This window comes from Gemmobacter serpentinus (assembly GCF_008973825.1).
Lineage (GTDB): Bacteria > Pseudomonadota > Alphaproteobacteria > Rhodobacterales > Rhodobacteraceae > Gemmobacter > Gemmobacter serpentinus.
Window position 1 is genome coordinate 25,163 of the sequence record NZ_WCHR01000007.1, and the last position, 14,527, is coordinate 39,689.

A 14,527-nucleotide genomic window follows, 5' to 3' on the forward strand; every position below is an offset into this window, starting at 1 on the left:
GAGGGGACCCGCGATGGACGCCGACCAGTGGTGCCACCCGCCCGAAAGCGCATGACACCCGGTCAGGAGTGGCTGCGACGCGGGACTGGTGCGTCGCGCCCCTCCTATGAAATGCCTCAGGCCGAGGCGTAGCGATCCAGCCAATGCCGCTCTTCGGCCTCGATCAAGCCAAGACGTGCGGCCCGCAGGGTCTGCAGGAAAGTGTCGATATCCGTGGCTTCGTGATCGGCCATGGGCTTGAGCGGCCAGACTGCGCCCTCAAAGCCCGGGCGCTCGTCCAGATTGACCAGCGCGCCCTGCGCCAGCAGTTCCGCCGTCAGCTGGCGCGCCACATCGACACGCGGCAGGGCCACGGTCACCACCGGGCCGGGCTGGCCAAGCGTGGCAAGGCCCGCAGCCTCCAACCCGTCACGCAGCCGCCGCGCATTTGCGGCAAGGCGGTCGCGCCGCTCTGCCCCTTCATCGCTTGCGATCACATCCAGCGCGGCCAGCGCGGCCGCGGCCTGCAACGGCGACATCGCATTGCTGTCGAACTGGGCCGCGCAATGCAGCCGCAACGCCACCTTCAAGGCGGCATGGCGCGACGCCACAAACCCACCATTGCTGGCGAATGCGCGCGAGAAACTGCCCAGCACGATATCAACCCGACCAATCATGCGCTGCATTTCCAGGACCCCCCGCCCGGTCTCGCCGGTCATCCCCAGATCATGCGAGACATCGACCAGCAGCGTCGCGGCGTAACGGCGGCACAGCCGTTGCAGGCGCGGCAGATCGGGCAAGGACTGTTCGTGAAGCGACAGCGCGGGCACCACCACCAGGATACCGGCATGTGGATCGGTGTCGCGCAACCATTCCAGCCGCTGTTCCAGCCCTTCGGCATCGCCATGATCCAGCATCTGCACCCGCGCCCCCGACGAGGCCGCGCCTTCGCGCAGGCATTCGCGCGGGTGCCCGATCACCAGCGCATGATCGCCCGCGCGCAACAGGGTGCGCAACGTGCCATAACCGGCAGTCCAGCCACAGGGGAAGACGACGGCCTCGTCACAGCCCAGAAACATCGCCAGACGCTCTTCCAGCGTGGTGGTCAGCGTGCTGAGGCCCATTTGCGCGGCCGATCCCGCCGCATGAACGCCAAATCGCCGCCCGGCCGCCGACACCGCCGTCAGAATCGCCGGATGCGAGGCCAGCGACAGCGCGTCCTGCATCGCCAGATTGATACCCGCTATGCCGCGCCCGGCGCGGTCCCGCCCGACCACGCGCGGACCAACGCGGGCGGCGGTGGATTTGCAACTGGCATCAAGGCCCCGGCTCAACCGCGTCTCCATCCAATCGGAAACCGGGCTCCAGCGATCCAGCAGATCGGGATTGCCCGCATCCAGCAGGTCGCCCACGGATTGCGACAGCAGCGTCTCCATGCTGGCAGGTTTGAACATCGCGGATCTCCTGGGGCGGAAAGCGGGGTGGGGAAGGTTGCGGGCGGATTACGGACACAGGATGGTCGAGGACGGCTGGCACGACGCGGCGGGCGACGGAAACAAGGCTTGGCAGCCCTTCCCTAGCTCGTCACGGCTGCGGCGGTGCCAGGGTCCAGACTGCTCTCTTGGCCGACCATGCCCGATCTTGCGTCAGCGCCGCGTCAGCGCGCCAGACGCTGCCCACGCCGCGCCACCCGACACAATCCCGGCCTGCCGGGTGGACGCCGCCCCGATCCGCGCTTAGTTTGGCAAAAGCAGAATCCGGGAAGCCTCATGTCCGAGACCGAAGCGCAGGGCTATCAGGTCCTCGCCCGCAAATACCGCCCCGCCACCTTCGCCGATCTGATCGGCCAGGAGGCCATGGTGCGCACGCTGAAAAACGCCTTCGCGGCGGATCGCATCGCGCACGCTTTCGTCATGACCGGCGTGCGGGGGGTGGGCAAGACCACGACCGCGCGCATCATCGCCAAGGGGCTGAACTGCATCGGGCCGGATGGCAAGGGGGGGCCAACGACCGAACCCTGCCTGGTCTGCGACCAGTGCAAGGCGATTGCTGAGGGCCGCCATGTCGATGTGATGGAAATGGACGCGGCCTCGCGCACCGGGGTCGGTGATATCCGCGAAATCATCGATTCCGTGCATTACCGGGCGGCGTCGGCCCGCTACAAGATCTACATCATCGACGAGGTTCACATGCTGTCGACCAGTGCGTTCAACGCGCTGCTCAAGACGCTGGAAGAGCCGCCCGCCCATGTGAAATTCATCTTCGCCACCACCGAGATCCGCAAGGTGCCGGTGACGGTGCTGTCGCGCTGCCAGCGATTCGACCTGAAGCGGATCGAGCCCGAGGTGATGATGGCGCATCTGGCCAAGGTGGCCGGGCTGGAAGGTGCGACCCTGTCGCAAGACGCGATGGCGCTGATCACCCGCGCCGCAGAAGGTTCGGTCCGCGACGCCATGAGCCTGCTGGATCAGGCGATTGCCCATGGAGCGGGCGAAACCACCGCCGATCAGGTCCGCGCCATGCTGGGTCTGGCCGACCGTGGCCGCACGCTGGATCTGTTCGACATGATCTTGCGTGGCGATGCCCCATCTGCCCTTGCGGAACTGGCGGGCCAATATTCCGATGGCGCCGATCCGATGGCGGTGCTGCGCGATCTGGCCGAGATCACCCATTGGATCAGCGTGATCAAGATCACGCCCGAGGCCGCCGAAGACCCGACCGTGCCCCCCGATGAGCGCGCGCGCGGCCTGGATATGGCCGAACGGCTGCCGATGCGGGTGCTGACCCGGATGTGGCAGATGCTGCTGAAAGCCATCGAAGAGGTGGGGCTGGCCCCCAATGCGATGATGGCCGCCGAAATGGCGGTGATCCGGCTGACCCATGTGGCCGATCTGCCCGACCCCGAGGCGCTGCTGCGCCGGCTGCAATCGGGTGCCCCGCCCGCCCATCCTGGACCCCATCCCGGTAGCGGGGGCGGTGCCCCGGCGGGCGGCGGTGGCGGAGGAGGCATGGTCCATGCGCCCGCCCGGATGATGGCACCCGCCCGCGGCCCGGCGATGGGGCCGACGATGAGCGGTGGCGCGGCGCTTGCCGTGGCCGAGGACCGGCTGAAAATCTATGCGACCTTCGATCATGTGCTGGATCTGATCCGCGAAAAGCGTGACATGACGCTGCTGTTTTCGGTCGAGGCCCATGTGCGGCTGGCGAAATACAGCCCCGGCCGGATCGAGTTCGAGCCCACGCCGGACGCCCCGCGCGATCTGGCCGCCACATTGGCGCAGCGGCTGCAAGGCTGGACCGGACAACGCTGGGGGGTTTCGGTCGTGGCCTCGGGCGGCGCGCCGACCGTGGCCGAGATGCGCGACGCCGACCGGATCGCAGCCGAGGCCGAGGCAATGCAGAACCCGTTGGTGCAGGCCGTGATGGCAGCCTTTCCCGGCACCCGTATCGCCGAGATCCGCACCCTTGAGGCGATGGCGCAAGAAGCCGCCGTGCAGGCATTGCCCGAAGTCGAGGATGAATGGGATCCGTTCGAGGAAGATTGATCGGGGCGGGATCGCCGGGTGGAAGAGCGGCCCACAAATTTTCGACGAAAATTTGTCGCGCATCCCCTGCCCGGGCCCTTGCCTGCGCCTATCTCTGGATCAACGCGACTATCACATCGAATGCGGAAGGGTGACGAATGCTGAAAGGGTTGGGGGGTCTTGGCGATATGGCCAAGATGATGAAGGCCGCGCAGGACTTTCAAGGCAAGATGACCGAGTTGCAGGAGGCTTTGGCCCAGACCATCGTGATCGGCGAGGCCGGGGCTGGTCTGGTCAAGGCGCGCTGCACCGCCAAGGGCGAATTGACGGGCCTAGAGATTGATCCGGCAATCCTTGTGCCCTCTGAGAAGGAAGTGGTCGAGGATCTGATCGTTGCCGCCATCAAGGATGCGCAGGCGCGCGCCGCCATCAAGGGGCAGCAGGAAATGCAGCGCATGACCGAAGGTCTTGGCCTGCCGCCCGACTTCAAGCTGCCGTTCTGAGCATGGCGGCCCCCTCCGATATCGAGGATCTGATCGGGCTGATGGCACGTCTGCCGGGCCTTGGCCCACGCTCGGCCCGGCGCGCGGTCCTGCTGCTGCTGCGCAAGCGCGGGCCGCTGATGGCACCACTGGCGCAAGCGATGGCGCATGTCGCGCTATCGGCGCGCGATTGCGTCACCTGCGGCAATATCGGCACCGAAGAGACCTGCCCGATCTGCGCCGATCCGCGCCGCCAGACCGGAGAGATCTGCGTGGTGGCGGATGTGGCGGATCTCTGGGCAATGGAGCGGACGGGGGTGTTTCGCGGCCGCTATCATGTCTTGGGCGGCACGCTGTCGGCGCTGGACAATATCGGCCCCGATGCGCTGCGTATCCCGCTTCTGGTTCAGCGCGTGCGCGATGAGGCCACGCGGGAGGTGATCCTTGCGCTCAATGCCACGGTCGATGGCCAGACAACCGCGCATTACATCGCCGATGCCCTGACGGGAACCGGGGTGCAGGTGTCGTCATTGGCACAGGGCGTGCCGATCGGGGGCGAGCTGGATTATCTGGACGATGGCACGATCGGGGCGGCGCTGCGCGCAAGGCGCAGGTTCTGAGCGCCCTTCGCAGGCCATCGGGCCATAAAGCGGTGACGCAGGAGGAGTGAGAGGGATGGATATCCAACGCATCGCAGCCAGCCTTGAGGGGCAGGACGATCTTTACGCCGCCCTGCGCCGCGCGGGCACCGGGCTTTCGCCGCGCGCGGCCGAGGATCTGCTGCCCGCGCTTTACGCGGCGCTTGGCGCAGCCCCGGAGGCTGCCCGCCTGGCATCGGTCGATCAGGGTCTTTTGCGCGCGGTGATCCGCGCCGGGGCAGGCCTGCCTGCAGCCCCCGCGCTGGCGGATTTTCTGCGAAAATCCGAGGTCGCGCCGGTGTTTCTGCCGGAGATCGGCGACAGCCTGCATATGCCGCTTTTGTGCGATGTGACGGAAGACATGCCCGCCTATTCCGATTTGGGCTTTGATCTGTGGTTCGCCGATCAGGGTGTGGATTACGGGCTTGGCCCTTACGGCGAAAAGCGCAGCGTCTATCGCGCCGCGCAATTCGCCGATCAGGCAAGTTCGGAACGGCGGATGATCCATATGGGCATCGATGTCTTCGCGCCCGCCGGGACGGAAGTGCACGCGCCCCTGCCCGGCCTCGTGCATTCAGTGGTCTATAATGCCGATCCTCTGGATTACGGCCATACGCTGATTCTGCGCCATGACGGCCCTGGGGCGGATTTCTTCACGCTTTACGGCCATCTGGGGGCCACATTGACGGGTCTGTGCAAGGTCGGGCAGGCGGTGGCCGCGGGTCAGGTCATTGCCCATCTCGGCGATTGGCCCGAGAATGGCGGCTGGGCACCGCATCTGCATTTTCAGGTCATGGCGGATCTGCTGGAGCAGCGCGACGGCAATTTCTTTGGCGTCGGCCATGAAAGCCTGTGGGATATCTGGCAGCAGATCTGCCCCGATCCCAACCTGATCCTGCGCCTGCCAGCGGGCGCTTTCGGCCCTGATCGCGAAATTTGAGTATTTGGCCAAGCAGCAAATGGGAAACCGCCAGTCTTTTAGGCTGGCGGTTTTGTATTCAGCGCAAGGGGCATGGATCTTGCGATACCGCGGCCAGGTGGGCGGCAAGCGGCGCAGAGCCGGACCACCGCCCGCGGAAGGGCGGCAGGGGGCCCAGCCGCCCCGGACTCCGTCCGAAAGAACCAGGCTGCGGAGCATAACTGCCACAGCGCCGCCCCTTTTCGCGCCCTCAGGCGTGGCGCGCGCGGTGGCCGATCTGGTAGTAATTGCCGGTGCGCGTTTCGAGATAGGGGGTGAGCGGGATGTCTTCCTGTTTCAAGAAACCCTGTTGCGGCAGGGCACCGGCGCGGACCATCTCGATCACGGCCACGACCGAGGCGCTGGTGGTCCAGGCGATGGCGGTGCGGGATTTGCCGCCGATCTCGATTGGATAATAGCTGCGCACAAATTCCTTGCGGCGCAATTGCCCACCGGTTTTGCCTTCGGCCGCGACATGGACATAGACCACGTCCTCATCCACCGGCGGCTTGGCATTGGTCAGGATCCGGCCTGCCTCGGCACGGTTTTCGCGCATCAGCAACTCGTGGAAGAAGAAGTTCATCAGTTGGACATGGCCGGGATAGCGCATGGTCTTGTAATCAAGGTTCTCGATCCGGCCGAGATAGGTTTCGCACATTGTGCCCAGCCCGCCGGAGGTGGTGAAGGCCTCAAGCTGCATCCCGTCGATATAGACCGCTTCGGTCCATTCCATCGCCGAGACGGTTTTCAAGACCCCCTCTTCGATCACCTCGCAATCATTGAGGTACTCGTTCACCACGCCCTCGGGCGACCAGTTGAAGGCGTAACCCAGAAGGCCGGTGGGGTTTTGCGGCAGGGCCCCCACGCGCAGCTTGATGGAGCGGACGGAGTCGAACTGGTTGGCCAGATCCGCCGCCACGATGCCGACAAAGCCGGGGGCCAGGCCGCATTGCGGGGCCATCAGGCCTTTGGATGTTTTGGCAAGCTCGCGGATATGTTTGGTGGTGGGCACGTCTTCGGTCAGGTCGAAGTAATGCAGGCCCAGACCGTGGGCCACAGTCGAGACCCCGATATTGAGGTGATAGGGCAGGCAGGACAACACGGCTTCTTGCCCTTCCAGCGCAGCTTTCAGCGCGCCCGTATCGGACAGATCGACGGCTTTGGTCGTGAAGGGGGCATCGACCTTGCGGGCGTCGATGCCGGTGACGGTGAAGCCGCTTTCGGCCAGGAGCTCTGCCGCCAGATGGCCGACTTTGCCAAGGCCCAGAACCGCGATCTTGTTGAATGACATTGGATTTCCCCGTCTTGCCGGCATCATGTGCCGGATGTGTCTTTGCCCGAAAAGCCTAAGGGGCGGCCTTGCCAGTTTCGCCGGACAGAGCGCCAGAAATGTCGCGAAGTTCCGGCAGAGTGACGAAGTGATAGGCAAATCGCCATGCACCGATTCTGCGCCAGCCTTGTGGGCCGATCTCATCGGCCAATCCCACCGGAATATAAAAGGCGTGGCACGGGGATTGCCCATGCCACGCCCTTTGCATTGGAAACGATGGATCAGCCTGCGGCGGTGACCAGCGTCCGTTGCGCCTCCATCCCCATGGAAACAAGGATCGGCGAAGCTTCCTGCCGGGTCTGGAAATCGGCCTTGGCCGACAGCCCACGCCAATTGGCAAGGATCAGCGATTGCGCCACCGCCCCGCCCAAGGTGGTGCCGGGGCCGGTGACGATGAACAGATCCGGCGCAAACTCGCGCGCAGCATGGGCGATGGCCTTGGTGAAATCGTAGCTTTCGACCACCTGATGCCCCAGAGTATAGTCCCACAGCGCCTGCAGATCGCAGGCACCGGGCCACCAGACATGGCCGCGCCCATCGATCATCGGCAGCCTGGGCTGGCCGAACAGCGCCGGCGAAAGACGCGCCCGGCCCGCCTCGGCCACCGGAGCCTGCAGCGCAGTATGGAAGGCCGCGTGATTGGCCAGCCGCATCGGGAAGCGGCCTTGCAACGGCGGCACCGCCCCCTCGAACGCTTTCAGCCCCTCTTCATTGCCGGCCAGAACCAGCATCCCGCCCAGATCGATGGACAGGGCCAGAACGTGACCCAGGCGCGCCGCGATATCGGCCATGATGGCCAGCAGCCCCGCCTTGCGCGCCGGATCGGGGTGCCAATCCTCATCGACGAAGGGGTAGATCAGCTGGCCTCCGATCAGGCGTTCCTGCATCAGCGTGCCCATGGTGTTGACCACCTCGAAGCCACCCTCGGGGGTCAGCGCGCCGCCGCAAGCGAGCGTCGAATACCACCCCATCGAATTGCCGGTGACCGCCACCACCTCCACGCCTTCAATCGCGCGGAAATCGGCGAGGGTCGCGGCATATATCAGCGCCGAGGCATTGTCGCCCCGCGTGTGTTTCGCCACCGAATAGGTGGCGGCACTGTCCAGCGCGGTCAGCGTCTCTTGCCCGGCGGCCTGACGGCGGGCGTCAAAGGCGGCCAGCAGGCCGGCATCCTTGAAGTGACGCTTCAAGACGCCAAGTTCGGACTTGGTGTAGGTTCCCCTTCCGGGGCAGATCACAACGGCGGTTTTCATGGCAGCAGTTTTCATTTCGCCCCCTCCACCAGCGCCTTGGCGGCGGCAATGATGCTGTCCTTTGACGGCATGGTCGCGGCATAGGCCGGGCCGGTCGCGATAAAGCTGTCTTCCGCCGTCAGTCGCGCCAGCGGCAGGCCCGGACAGACCTCGTGGAAATGCGCCATCAGCGCCTCGGCCATGCCGCCGGTATGGCGGGTTTCATCAACGATCAGGATGCGTTTCGCGCCCTGCACCGCTGCCGTCAGCGCGGCTTTCGGCAAGGGCGAGAGCCAGCGGGTGTCGATGATCCGGGTCTTGATACCTGCCTCGGCAAGCGCCGGTTCAGCCTGGCGGGACAGGTAGGTGCCATTGCCGAAGGTGACGATTGCCAGGTCATCGCCCATGCCATGCGTGCCGACCTGCCCATAGGGGATCACCTCGGACGGGTCGGGATAGATCTGCATCCAGCCGCCATCCTTCTCGCCATGCAGATCACGCATCGGGTAAAGCGCGATGGGTTCCAGGAACACGACCAGCCGCTGTTCCTCGCGCGCCAGACGCACGCATTCGCGCAGCATCCGGGCCGCATCGGCGCCGTTTGACGGGCAGGCCAGGATCAACCCCGGAATGTCGCGCAGCACCGCAACCGAGTTGTCGTTGTGGAAATGCCCGCCAAAGCCCTTTTGGTAGCCAAGCCCCGCGATGCGCAGCACCATCGGGTTGGAATATTGCCCATTGGAGAAGAAGGGCAGCGTCGCCGCCTCGCCGCGCAACTGGTCCTCGGCATTGTGCAGATAGGCCAGAAACTGGATCTCGGGCATCGGCACGAAACCGTTCTGCGCCATGCCGATGGCAAGGCCAAGGATCGACTGCTCATCCAGCAGGGTGTCGATCATCCGGTCCTGACCGAACCGCGCCTGCAACTTCTGGGTGACACCGTATACGCCGCCCTTGCGACCGACATCCTCGCCCATCATGACGATCTCGCCATGGGCCAGCATCAGATCGGTCAGCGCCCAGTTGATAAGGCGCGACATGATCTGCGGATCGGCCATCTGCTTCATATCGCTGCCAAAGGCCGCTGCGCGCGCCTCGGCGCTTGGGCCGTTGGTCGGCTTGCAGGCGCGTTTGGGCGGAATGATCGAGGCCATGACCCCCGCCGCATCCGTCAAGCGCGGCCGGGTCACAGCCTCGGCCGCGATGCGGGCCACACGGGCATTGGTGTCATTATAGACCGCCAGCGCATCTTCGGCCGCCATCGCGCCGCTGGCATCCAGCTGGCGCACCATATGCAGCAGCGGGTCCTGTGCCTCTTCGGCCTCGACCTCTTCGCGCGACAGATAGGTGGTGGGCATATCGGCCCCGGCATGGCCGTAAAGCCGGATGGTGCGGATATGCAGGAAGGCAGGCTTGCGCCGGGTGCGGACATAATGCGCCGCCGCCTGCGCGGTGGCGAAGGTGTCATAGATATCCAACCCGTCACAGGCAAAATATTTCAGGCCGGGACGGTTCTGGAAGGTGGCCCCGATCCACCCCTTGGGTGTCTTGGTGGAAATGCCGATGCCGTTATCCTCGCAGCAGAACAGCAATGGCAGCGGGATCGACTGGTAGGATGTCCATTGCGCGGCGTTGAAGGTGCCCTGCGCGGTGGAATGGTTGGCCGACGCATCGCCAAAGCTGCAATAGACAATGGCGTCATCGGGCAATTCGGCGTGTTCGGGGCGGTGACGACGCGCCGCCCCGATCCCGTAGGCCGCCCCCATGGCTTTAGGCAGGTGGGACGCGATGGTAGAGGTCTGCGGCGGAATGTTCAGCGCCTTTGATCCCAGCACCTTGTGCCGCCCGCCCGAAATCGGATCTTCGGACGAGGCCGCAAAGGACAGCAGCATGTCCCAGGCGATGCTTTGCCCCGGCACCTGCTGGCTGCGCGCAATCTGGAACGCGGCATCGCGGTAATGCAGGAAGGCCATATCGGTGGGGCGCAAAGCGGCGGCAACCGCCGCCAGCCCCTCATGCCCGGACGAGCCGATGGTGTAGAACCCCTGCCCTGCCCGCTGCATCACCCGGCTTTGCCGATCCAGCGCGCGGGACAGGCAGGCGGCGCGATAAATCTCCACCGCCTGAGACGCCGCAAGCGCCCCAGAAGGGGCGCTGCCATGGGAAAAGTCCCGCGACGCAGAGCGGCGCAGGAAATTGTCGTGAACGATGTCGGCGCGATCCATGCCCGCTCCTGTTGTTGTTCGGCCCTGTCGGTGTGAAGCAGGCCCCGAATGATCGACGACGAATTTTCGACGAAAATTCGGGGCCTGCCCGTGTTCTAGTAGCCCGCGCCTTAGAAGAAGGCCTGCAAGCCGGTGATGGCACGGCCCAGGATCAGGGCGTGCACGTCATGGGTGCCTTCATAGGTGTTCACCGTTTCCAGGTTCACCATGTGGCGGATCACCTGGAACTCTTCGGAAATGCCGTTGCCGCCATGCATGTCGCGCGCCCAGCGGGCGATATCGAGCGCCTTGCCGCAATTGTTGCGCTTGACGATGGAGATCATCTCGGGGGCCGCATTGGCCTGATCCATCAAGCGGCCCACCTGCAGGCTGGCTTGCAGGCCAAGGCTGATCTCGGTCAGCATATTCGCCAGTTTCAGCTGATAGATCTGGGTGCCCGCCAGCGGCTTGTTGAACTGCTTGCGATCCAGGCCATATTGCCGCGCGGCGTGCAGGCAGAACTCGGCCGAACCCAGCACACCCCAGCTGATGCCATAGCGGGCGCGATTCAGGCAGCCGAACGGCCCCTTCAGCCCCTCGACGCCGGGCAGCAGCGCATCCTCGCCAACCTCGACATCCTTCATCACGATCTCGCCGGTCACCGAAGCGCGGAGGGAGAGCTTGCCCGCAATCTTCGGTGCCGAGAGACCCTTCATGCCTTTCTCCAGCACGAAACCACGGATCTTGCCGCCATGCGCCTCGGACTTGGCCCAGACCACAAACACATCGGCGATCGGGCTGTTGGAGATCCACATCTTGGACCCGTTCAGCACATAGCCATTGGCGGTCTTGCGAGCGACAGTCTTCATGCCCGCCGGGTCCGATCCCGCATCGGGCTCCGTCAGGCCGAAGCAGCCGATATATTCGCCCGAGGCCAGTTTCGGCAGATATTTCAGCCGCTGCTCTTCCGATCCATAGGCATAGATCGGATACATCACGAGGCTGGACTGCACCGACATCATGGAGCGATAGCCGCTATCGACGCGCTCCACCTCGCGGGCAACCAGACCGTAGGCCACATAGGATGCGCCAAGCCCGCCATATTCCTCAGGCACGGTCACGCCCAGAAGGCCCATCTCGCCCATTTCGCGGAAGATCGCCGGATCGGTTTCCTCATCGGCGAAAGCCTTGATGACGCGGGGTTGCAGCTTGCCCTGCGCATAGGCGCGGGCGGCATCGCGCAGGGCGCGTTCATCCTCGGTCAGTTGCGCATCCAGCCGGAACGCATCTTCCCAGTCAAAGCGACCGAGGTCGGGGGCGTCTTTCGGTTTCAGGGCCATGGCTCTGCCTTTCGCATTCCTCATCTGATATGTGTATAAGGGATTGCTAGGCGTCAGAATAACTCTAGATTGGCCTGAATATATTTCTATAAGGCATATATCATGGCCACGCCCCGTCGCCTTTTGCCCTCTGTCTCGCTGCTGATGGCCTTTGAATCGGTGATCCGCACCGGATCCACGCTGGCTGCGGCCCATGATCTGAGCCTGACGCAAGGCGCGGTCAGCCGCTTGATCCAGAATCTGGAGACGCAACTGGGTGTCGCGTTGTTTCGCCGCGAGGGCCGCAGGCTTGCCCCCACCGAAAACGCGCTGGCCTATGCCCGCGACGTCGCCAAGGCGATGGATCTGATCTCGCGCGCCTCGATGCGCGTGCGATCGGCCCCGGGTGGCGGCACCTTGGGCCTGTCGATCCTGCCGACCTTCGGCACGCGCTGGCTCGCGCCGCGGCTGCCGGGGTTTCTTGCGGCGCATCCCGGCATCACGATCAATCTGGGCACAAGGCTGCGCCCGTTCGATTTTGCCGAAGAAGGCTTTGATGCCGCGATCCACTTCGGGGCCGAGACCTGGCCCGATGCAGGTTTTGCCAAGCTGTTTGACGAACGCATGGTGGCCTGCGCGGCACCGGGATTTCTGGCCAGCCACCCGGTCAATGGTCCGCGCGATCTGATCGGCTTGCCGCTGTTGCAACTGGAAACCCGCCCCAATGCCTGGGCCGACTGGATGGCCCATCACGGGTTGCATGACGCGGCCCCGCTGGGAATGCTGTTCGACCAGTTCGCGCCGATGATCCAATCGGCGATCTATGGCATGGGGGTCGCGCTGCTGCCGGAATTTCTGGCCAAGGCCGAACTTGCCGACGGGCGGCTCGTCGATGCCTGGGGTGGGCCGGTGCCCAGCCGGGGCAGCTATTACCTTGTCTGGCCGCGGGCCGGCGATGCCTATCCGCCGCTGATCGCCTTTCGTGACTGGCTGCTGCGCGAGGTGCGCGGCGCGCGGGATGAGGCGGTTCTGGCCTGGTAGCCGTTCCGCCATGGTCGGCCTTTGGCATCCGCGCGGGCTGGATCGCCGCTCCCGCCTGATCGGATGTCGCGGGCGGGCGGGAACCGACCACCGCCCCATGTGATGCTGCCCCTGCCCCTTGCAAGGAATGCCCCATGACCTCCGTCACCATCGCCACCGCCGCCTATCCGCTGGATGAATTCACCGATTTCTCGGGCTATGCCGCCAAGCTGACGGATTGGGTCGACAAGGCCGTGGATCAGGGCGCGCAGCTTCTGGTCTTTCCCGAATATGGCGCGATGGAATTGGGCAGCCTTGGCGGTCGCAGCGTGGCCAGCGATCTGGAGGCCAGTCTGCATGAGGTCGCGCGCTGGAAACCGCAGGTCGATGCGCTGCATTGCGAACTGACTGCAAAGCACGGCCTGCATATCCTTGGCGCCTCTGGCCCGGTCTTTCTGGATGGGCATGACCGCCCGGTGAACCGCGCCACGCTTTATGGCCCCGGCTGCATCCTTGGCCATCAGGACAAGCAGATCATGACCCGGTTCGAGCGCGAGACATGGTTTGTGGCCCCCGGCACCGGGTTGACCCTGTTCGACACCCCGCTTGGCCGCATCGGCGTGGTGATCTGCTATGACAGCGAGTTTCCGTTGCTGTCGCGGGCCTTGGTCGAGGCCGGGGCGGAAATCCTGCTGGCACCCTCCTGCACCGATACCTATCGCGGCTTCACCCGGGTCCGGGTCGGCGCGATGGCGCGCGCTTTGGAAAACCAGTGCATCGTGGTGCATTCGCCTACCGTGGGCGATTGCGATTTCTGCCCGGCGGTGGACGAGAATGTGGGGTCCGCCGCGATCTATGGCCCGCCCGATCTGGGCTTTCCTGACAATGGGATTTTTACCGAGACCGTCCTGAACCAGCCCGGCTGGGCCATCGCCACCGTCTCGCTTGACGCTGTGGCAGAGGTGCGGCGCGCCGGTGGTGTGCTCAATCACCTCCATTGGGAGGAGCAGACGGCGCGGATCGGCGCGGGCGTCAACCGCGCCTGATAAGGGTCGGAAATTGGCCCGCGCCGACATGCGGGCCAATGCGCGTCAGGCCATCATCCGGTCGGCAGAAGCCTCGAACAGACTGCGCGCGTATTCGGTTTTCATCCGGGCCCCTGCCAGATCCTCGCGCGCCATTTCCTCGACCGCGCGGCCATGCTGCATGACCAGAACCCGGTCACACATATGGTCGATCACCGCCAGATCATGACTGACCATCAGGAAGGTCAGGCCACGCTCGGCACGCAGCCGCGCCAGCAGGTTCAACACCTCGGCCTGCACACTCGCATCCAGGGCTGAGGTCGGCTCGTCCAGCAGCACGATCTCGGGTTCCAGCATCAGCGCGCGGGCAATCGCCACGCGCTGACGCTGCCCCCCCGACAGCTGATGCGGATAGCGGAAGCGGAAACTGGTCGGCAGGCCCACCGCCTCGAGCGCCTGCATGACCCGGCGATCGGCATCGCCCAGGCCATGAATCGCCAGCGGCTCCGACAGGGTGCGATCCAGCGTATGGCGCGGATGCAGGCTGGCATAGGGGTCCTGAAACACCATCTGCACCCGGGCCGCGAAACGTCGGTCATGGCGCAGCACCTCGCCACCGATACGGATCGTGCCACCGGATACCGGCGCAAGCCCGCAGATCGCGCGCAGGATGGTGGATTTGCCCGAACCGCTTTCGCCGACAAGGCCATAGCTTTCGTGTGCGGCAACCTGCAGGCTGACATTCTGCACCGCGCGCACCACGCGGCCTTGGGCGGTGAAGGTGACGGACAGGTTCTCGATCTCGATCAGGCTCAT

The 14,527-nt window shown here is 64.9% G+C and carries 12 protein-coding genes; 6 read left to right on the top strand and 6 right to left on the bottom strand.

Annotated elements, in window-relative coordinates:
- Positions 1-116 precede the first annotated feature (116 nt).
- Positions 117-1,433, bottom strand: coding sequence for an aminotransferase class I/II-fold pyridoxal phosphate-dependent enzyme (locus GBJ34_RS04815; protein WP_151718140.1), 1,317 nt, complete (start codon positions 1,431-1,433; stop codon positions 117-119).
- Positions 1,434-1,748: 315 nt separating this feature from the next.
- On the opposite strand from GBJ34_RS04815, the gene GBJ34_RS04820 reads away from it, so the two are divergent.
- The 4 genes from GBJ34_RS04820 to GBJ34_RS04835 all read left to right on the top strand — a co-directional run bounded on the left by GBJ34_RS04820 (position 1,749) and on the right by GBJ34_RS04835 (position 5,563).
- Positions 1,749-3,524: a DNA polymerase III subunit gamma/tau gene (locus GBJ34_RS04820; RefSeq protein ID WP_151718141.1), complete on the top strand. Its 1,776-nt coding sequence runs from the start codon at positions 1,749-1,751 to the stop codon at positions 3,522-3,524.
- A gap of 137 nt (positions 3,525-3,661) precedes the next feature.
- On the top strand, positions 3,662-4,006 hold the full coding sequence (locus tag GBJ34_RS04825) for a YbaB/EbfC family nucleoid-associated protein (protein WP_151718142.1): 345 nt from the start codon (positions 3,662-3,664) through the stop codon (positions 4,004-4,006).
- Between the two features lie 2 nt (positions 4,007-4,008).
- On the top strand, positions 4,009-4,605 hold the full coding sequence (gene recR / locus GBJ34_RS04830; protein ID WP_151718143.1) for a recombination mediator RecR: 597 nt from the start codon (positions 4,009-4,011) through the stop codon (positions 4,603-4,605).
- Between the two features lie 55 nt (positions 4,606-4,660).
- The gene (locus GBJ34_RS04835; protein ID WP_151718144.1) at positions 4,661-5,563 is read left to right on the top strand and encodes a peptidoglycan DD-metalloendopeptidase family protein; all 903 of its coding nucleotides are present in this window, start codon (positions 4,661-4,663) and stop codon (positions 5,561-5,563) included.
- A gap of 229 nt (positions 5,564-5,792) precedes the next feature.
- Here the strand turns inward: GBJ34_RS04835 and GBJ34_RS04840 are convergent, their stop codons facing one another.
- From GBJ34_RS04840 to GBJ34_RS04855, 4 genes are all read right to left on the bottom strand, one after another.
- The gene (locus GBJ34_RS04840; protein ID WP_151718145.1) at positions 5,793-6,872 is read right to left on the bottom strand and encodes a saccharopine dehydrogenase family protein; all 1,080 of its coding nucleotides are present in this window, start codon (positions 6,870-6,872) and stop codon (positions 5,793-5,795) included.
- Positions 6,873-7,132: 260 nt separating this feature from the next.
- Positions 7,133-8,179, bottom strand: a complete 1,047-nt coding sequence (locus tag GBJ34_RS04845; RefSeq protein WP_226341046.1) for an ACP S-malonyltransferase — start codon at positions 8,177-8,179, stop codon at positions 7,133-7,135.
- The gene (locus GBJ34_RS04850; protein ID WP_151718146.1) at positions 8,176-10,368 is read right to left on the bottom strand and encodes a thiamine pyrophosphate-dependent enzyme; all 2,193 of its coding nucleotides are present in this window, start codon (positions 10,366-10,368) and stop codon (positions 8,176-8,178) included. Before GBJ34_RS04850 ends, GBJ34_RS04845 begins: the two co-directional genes overlap by 4 nt.
- A gap of 110 nt (positions 10,369-10,478) precedes the next feature.
- On the bottom strand, positions 10,479-11,687 hold the full coding sequence (locus GBJ34_RS04855) for an acyl-CoA dehydrogenase (RefSeq protein WP_151718147.1): 1,209 nt from the start codon (positions 11,685-11,687) through the stop codon (positions 10,479-10,481).
- A gap of 102 nt (positions 11,688-11,789) precedes the next feature.
- On the opposite strand from GBJ34_RS04855, the gene GBJ34_RS04860 reads away from it, so the two are divergent.
- Together GBJ34_RS04860 and GBJ34_RS04865 are read left to right on the top strand one after the other, a co-directional pair.
- On the top strand, positions 11,790-12,707 hold the full coding sequence (locus GBJ34_RS04860) for a LysR family transcriptional regulator (RefSeq protein ID WP_151718148.1): 918 nt from the start codon (positions 11,790-11,792) through the stop codon (positions 12,705-12,707).
- 134 nt (positions 12,708-12,841) lie between these two features.
- The gene (locus tag GBJ34_RS04865; protein WP_151718149.1) at positions 12,842-13,732 is read left to right on the top strand and encodes a carbon-nitrogen hydrolase family protein; all 891 of its coding nucleotides are present in this window, start codon (positions 12,842-12,844) and stop codon (positions 13,730-13,732) included.
- A gap of 45 nt (positions 13,733-13,777) precedes the next feature.
- Here the strand turns inward: GBJ34_RS04865 and GBJ34_RS04870 are convergent, their stop codons facing one another.
- Positions 13,778-14,527: an ABC transporter ATP-binding protein gene (locus tag GBJ34_RS04870; protein WP_151718150.1), complete on the bottom strand. Its 750-nt coding sequence runs from the start codon at positions 14,525-14,527 to the stop codon at positions 13,778-13,780.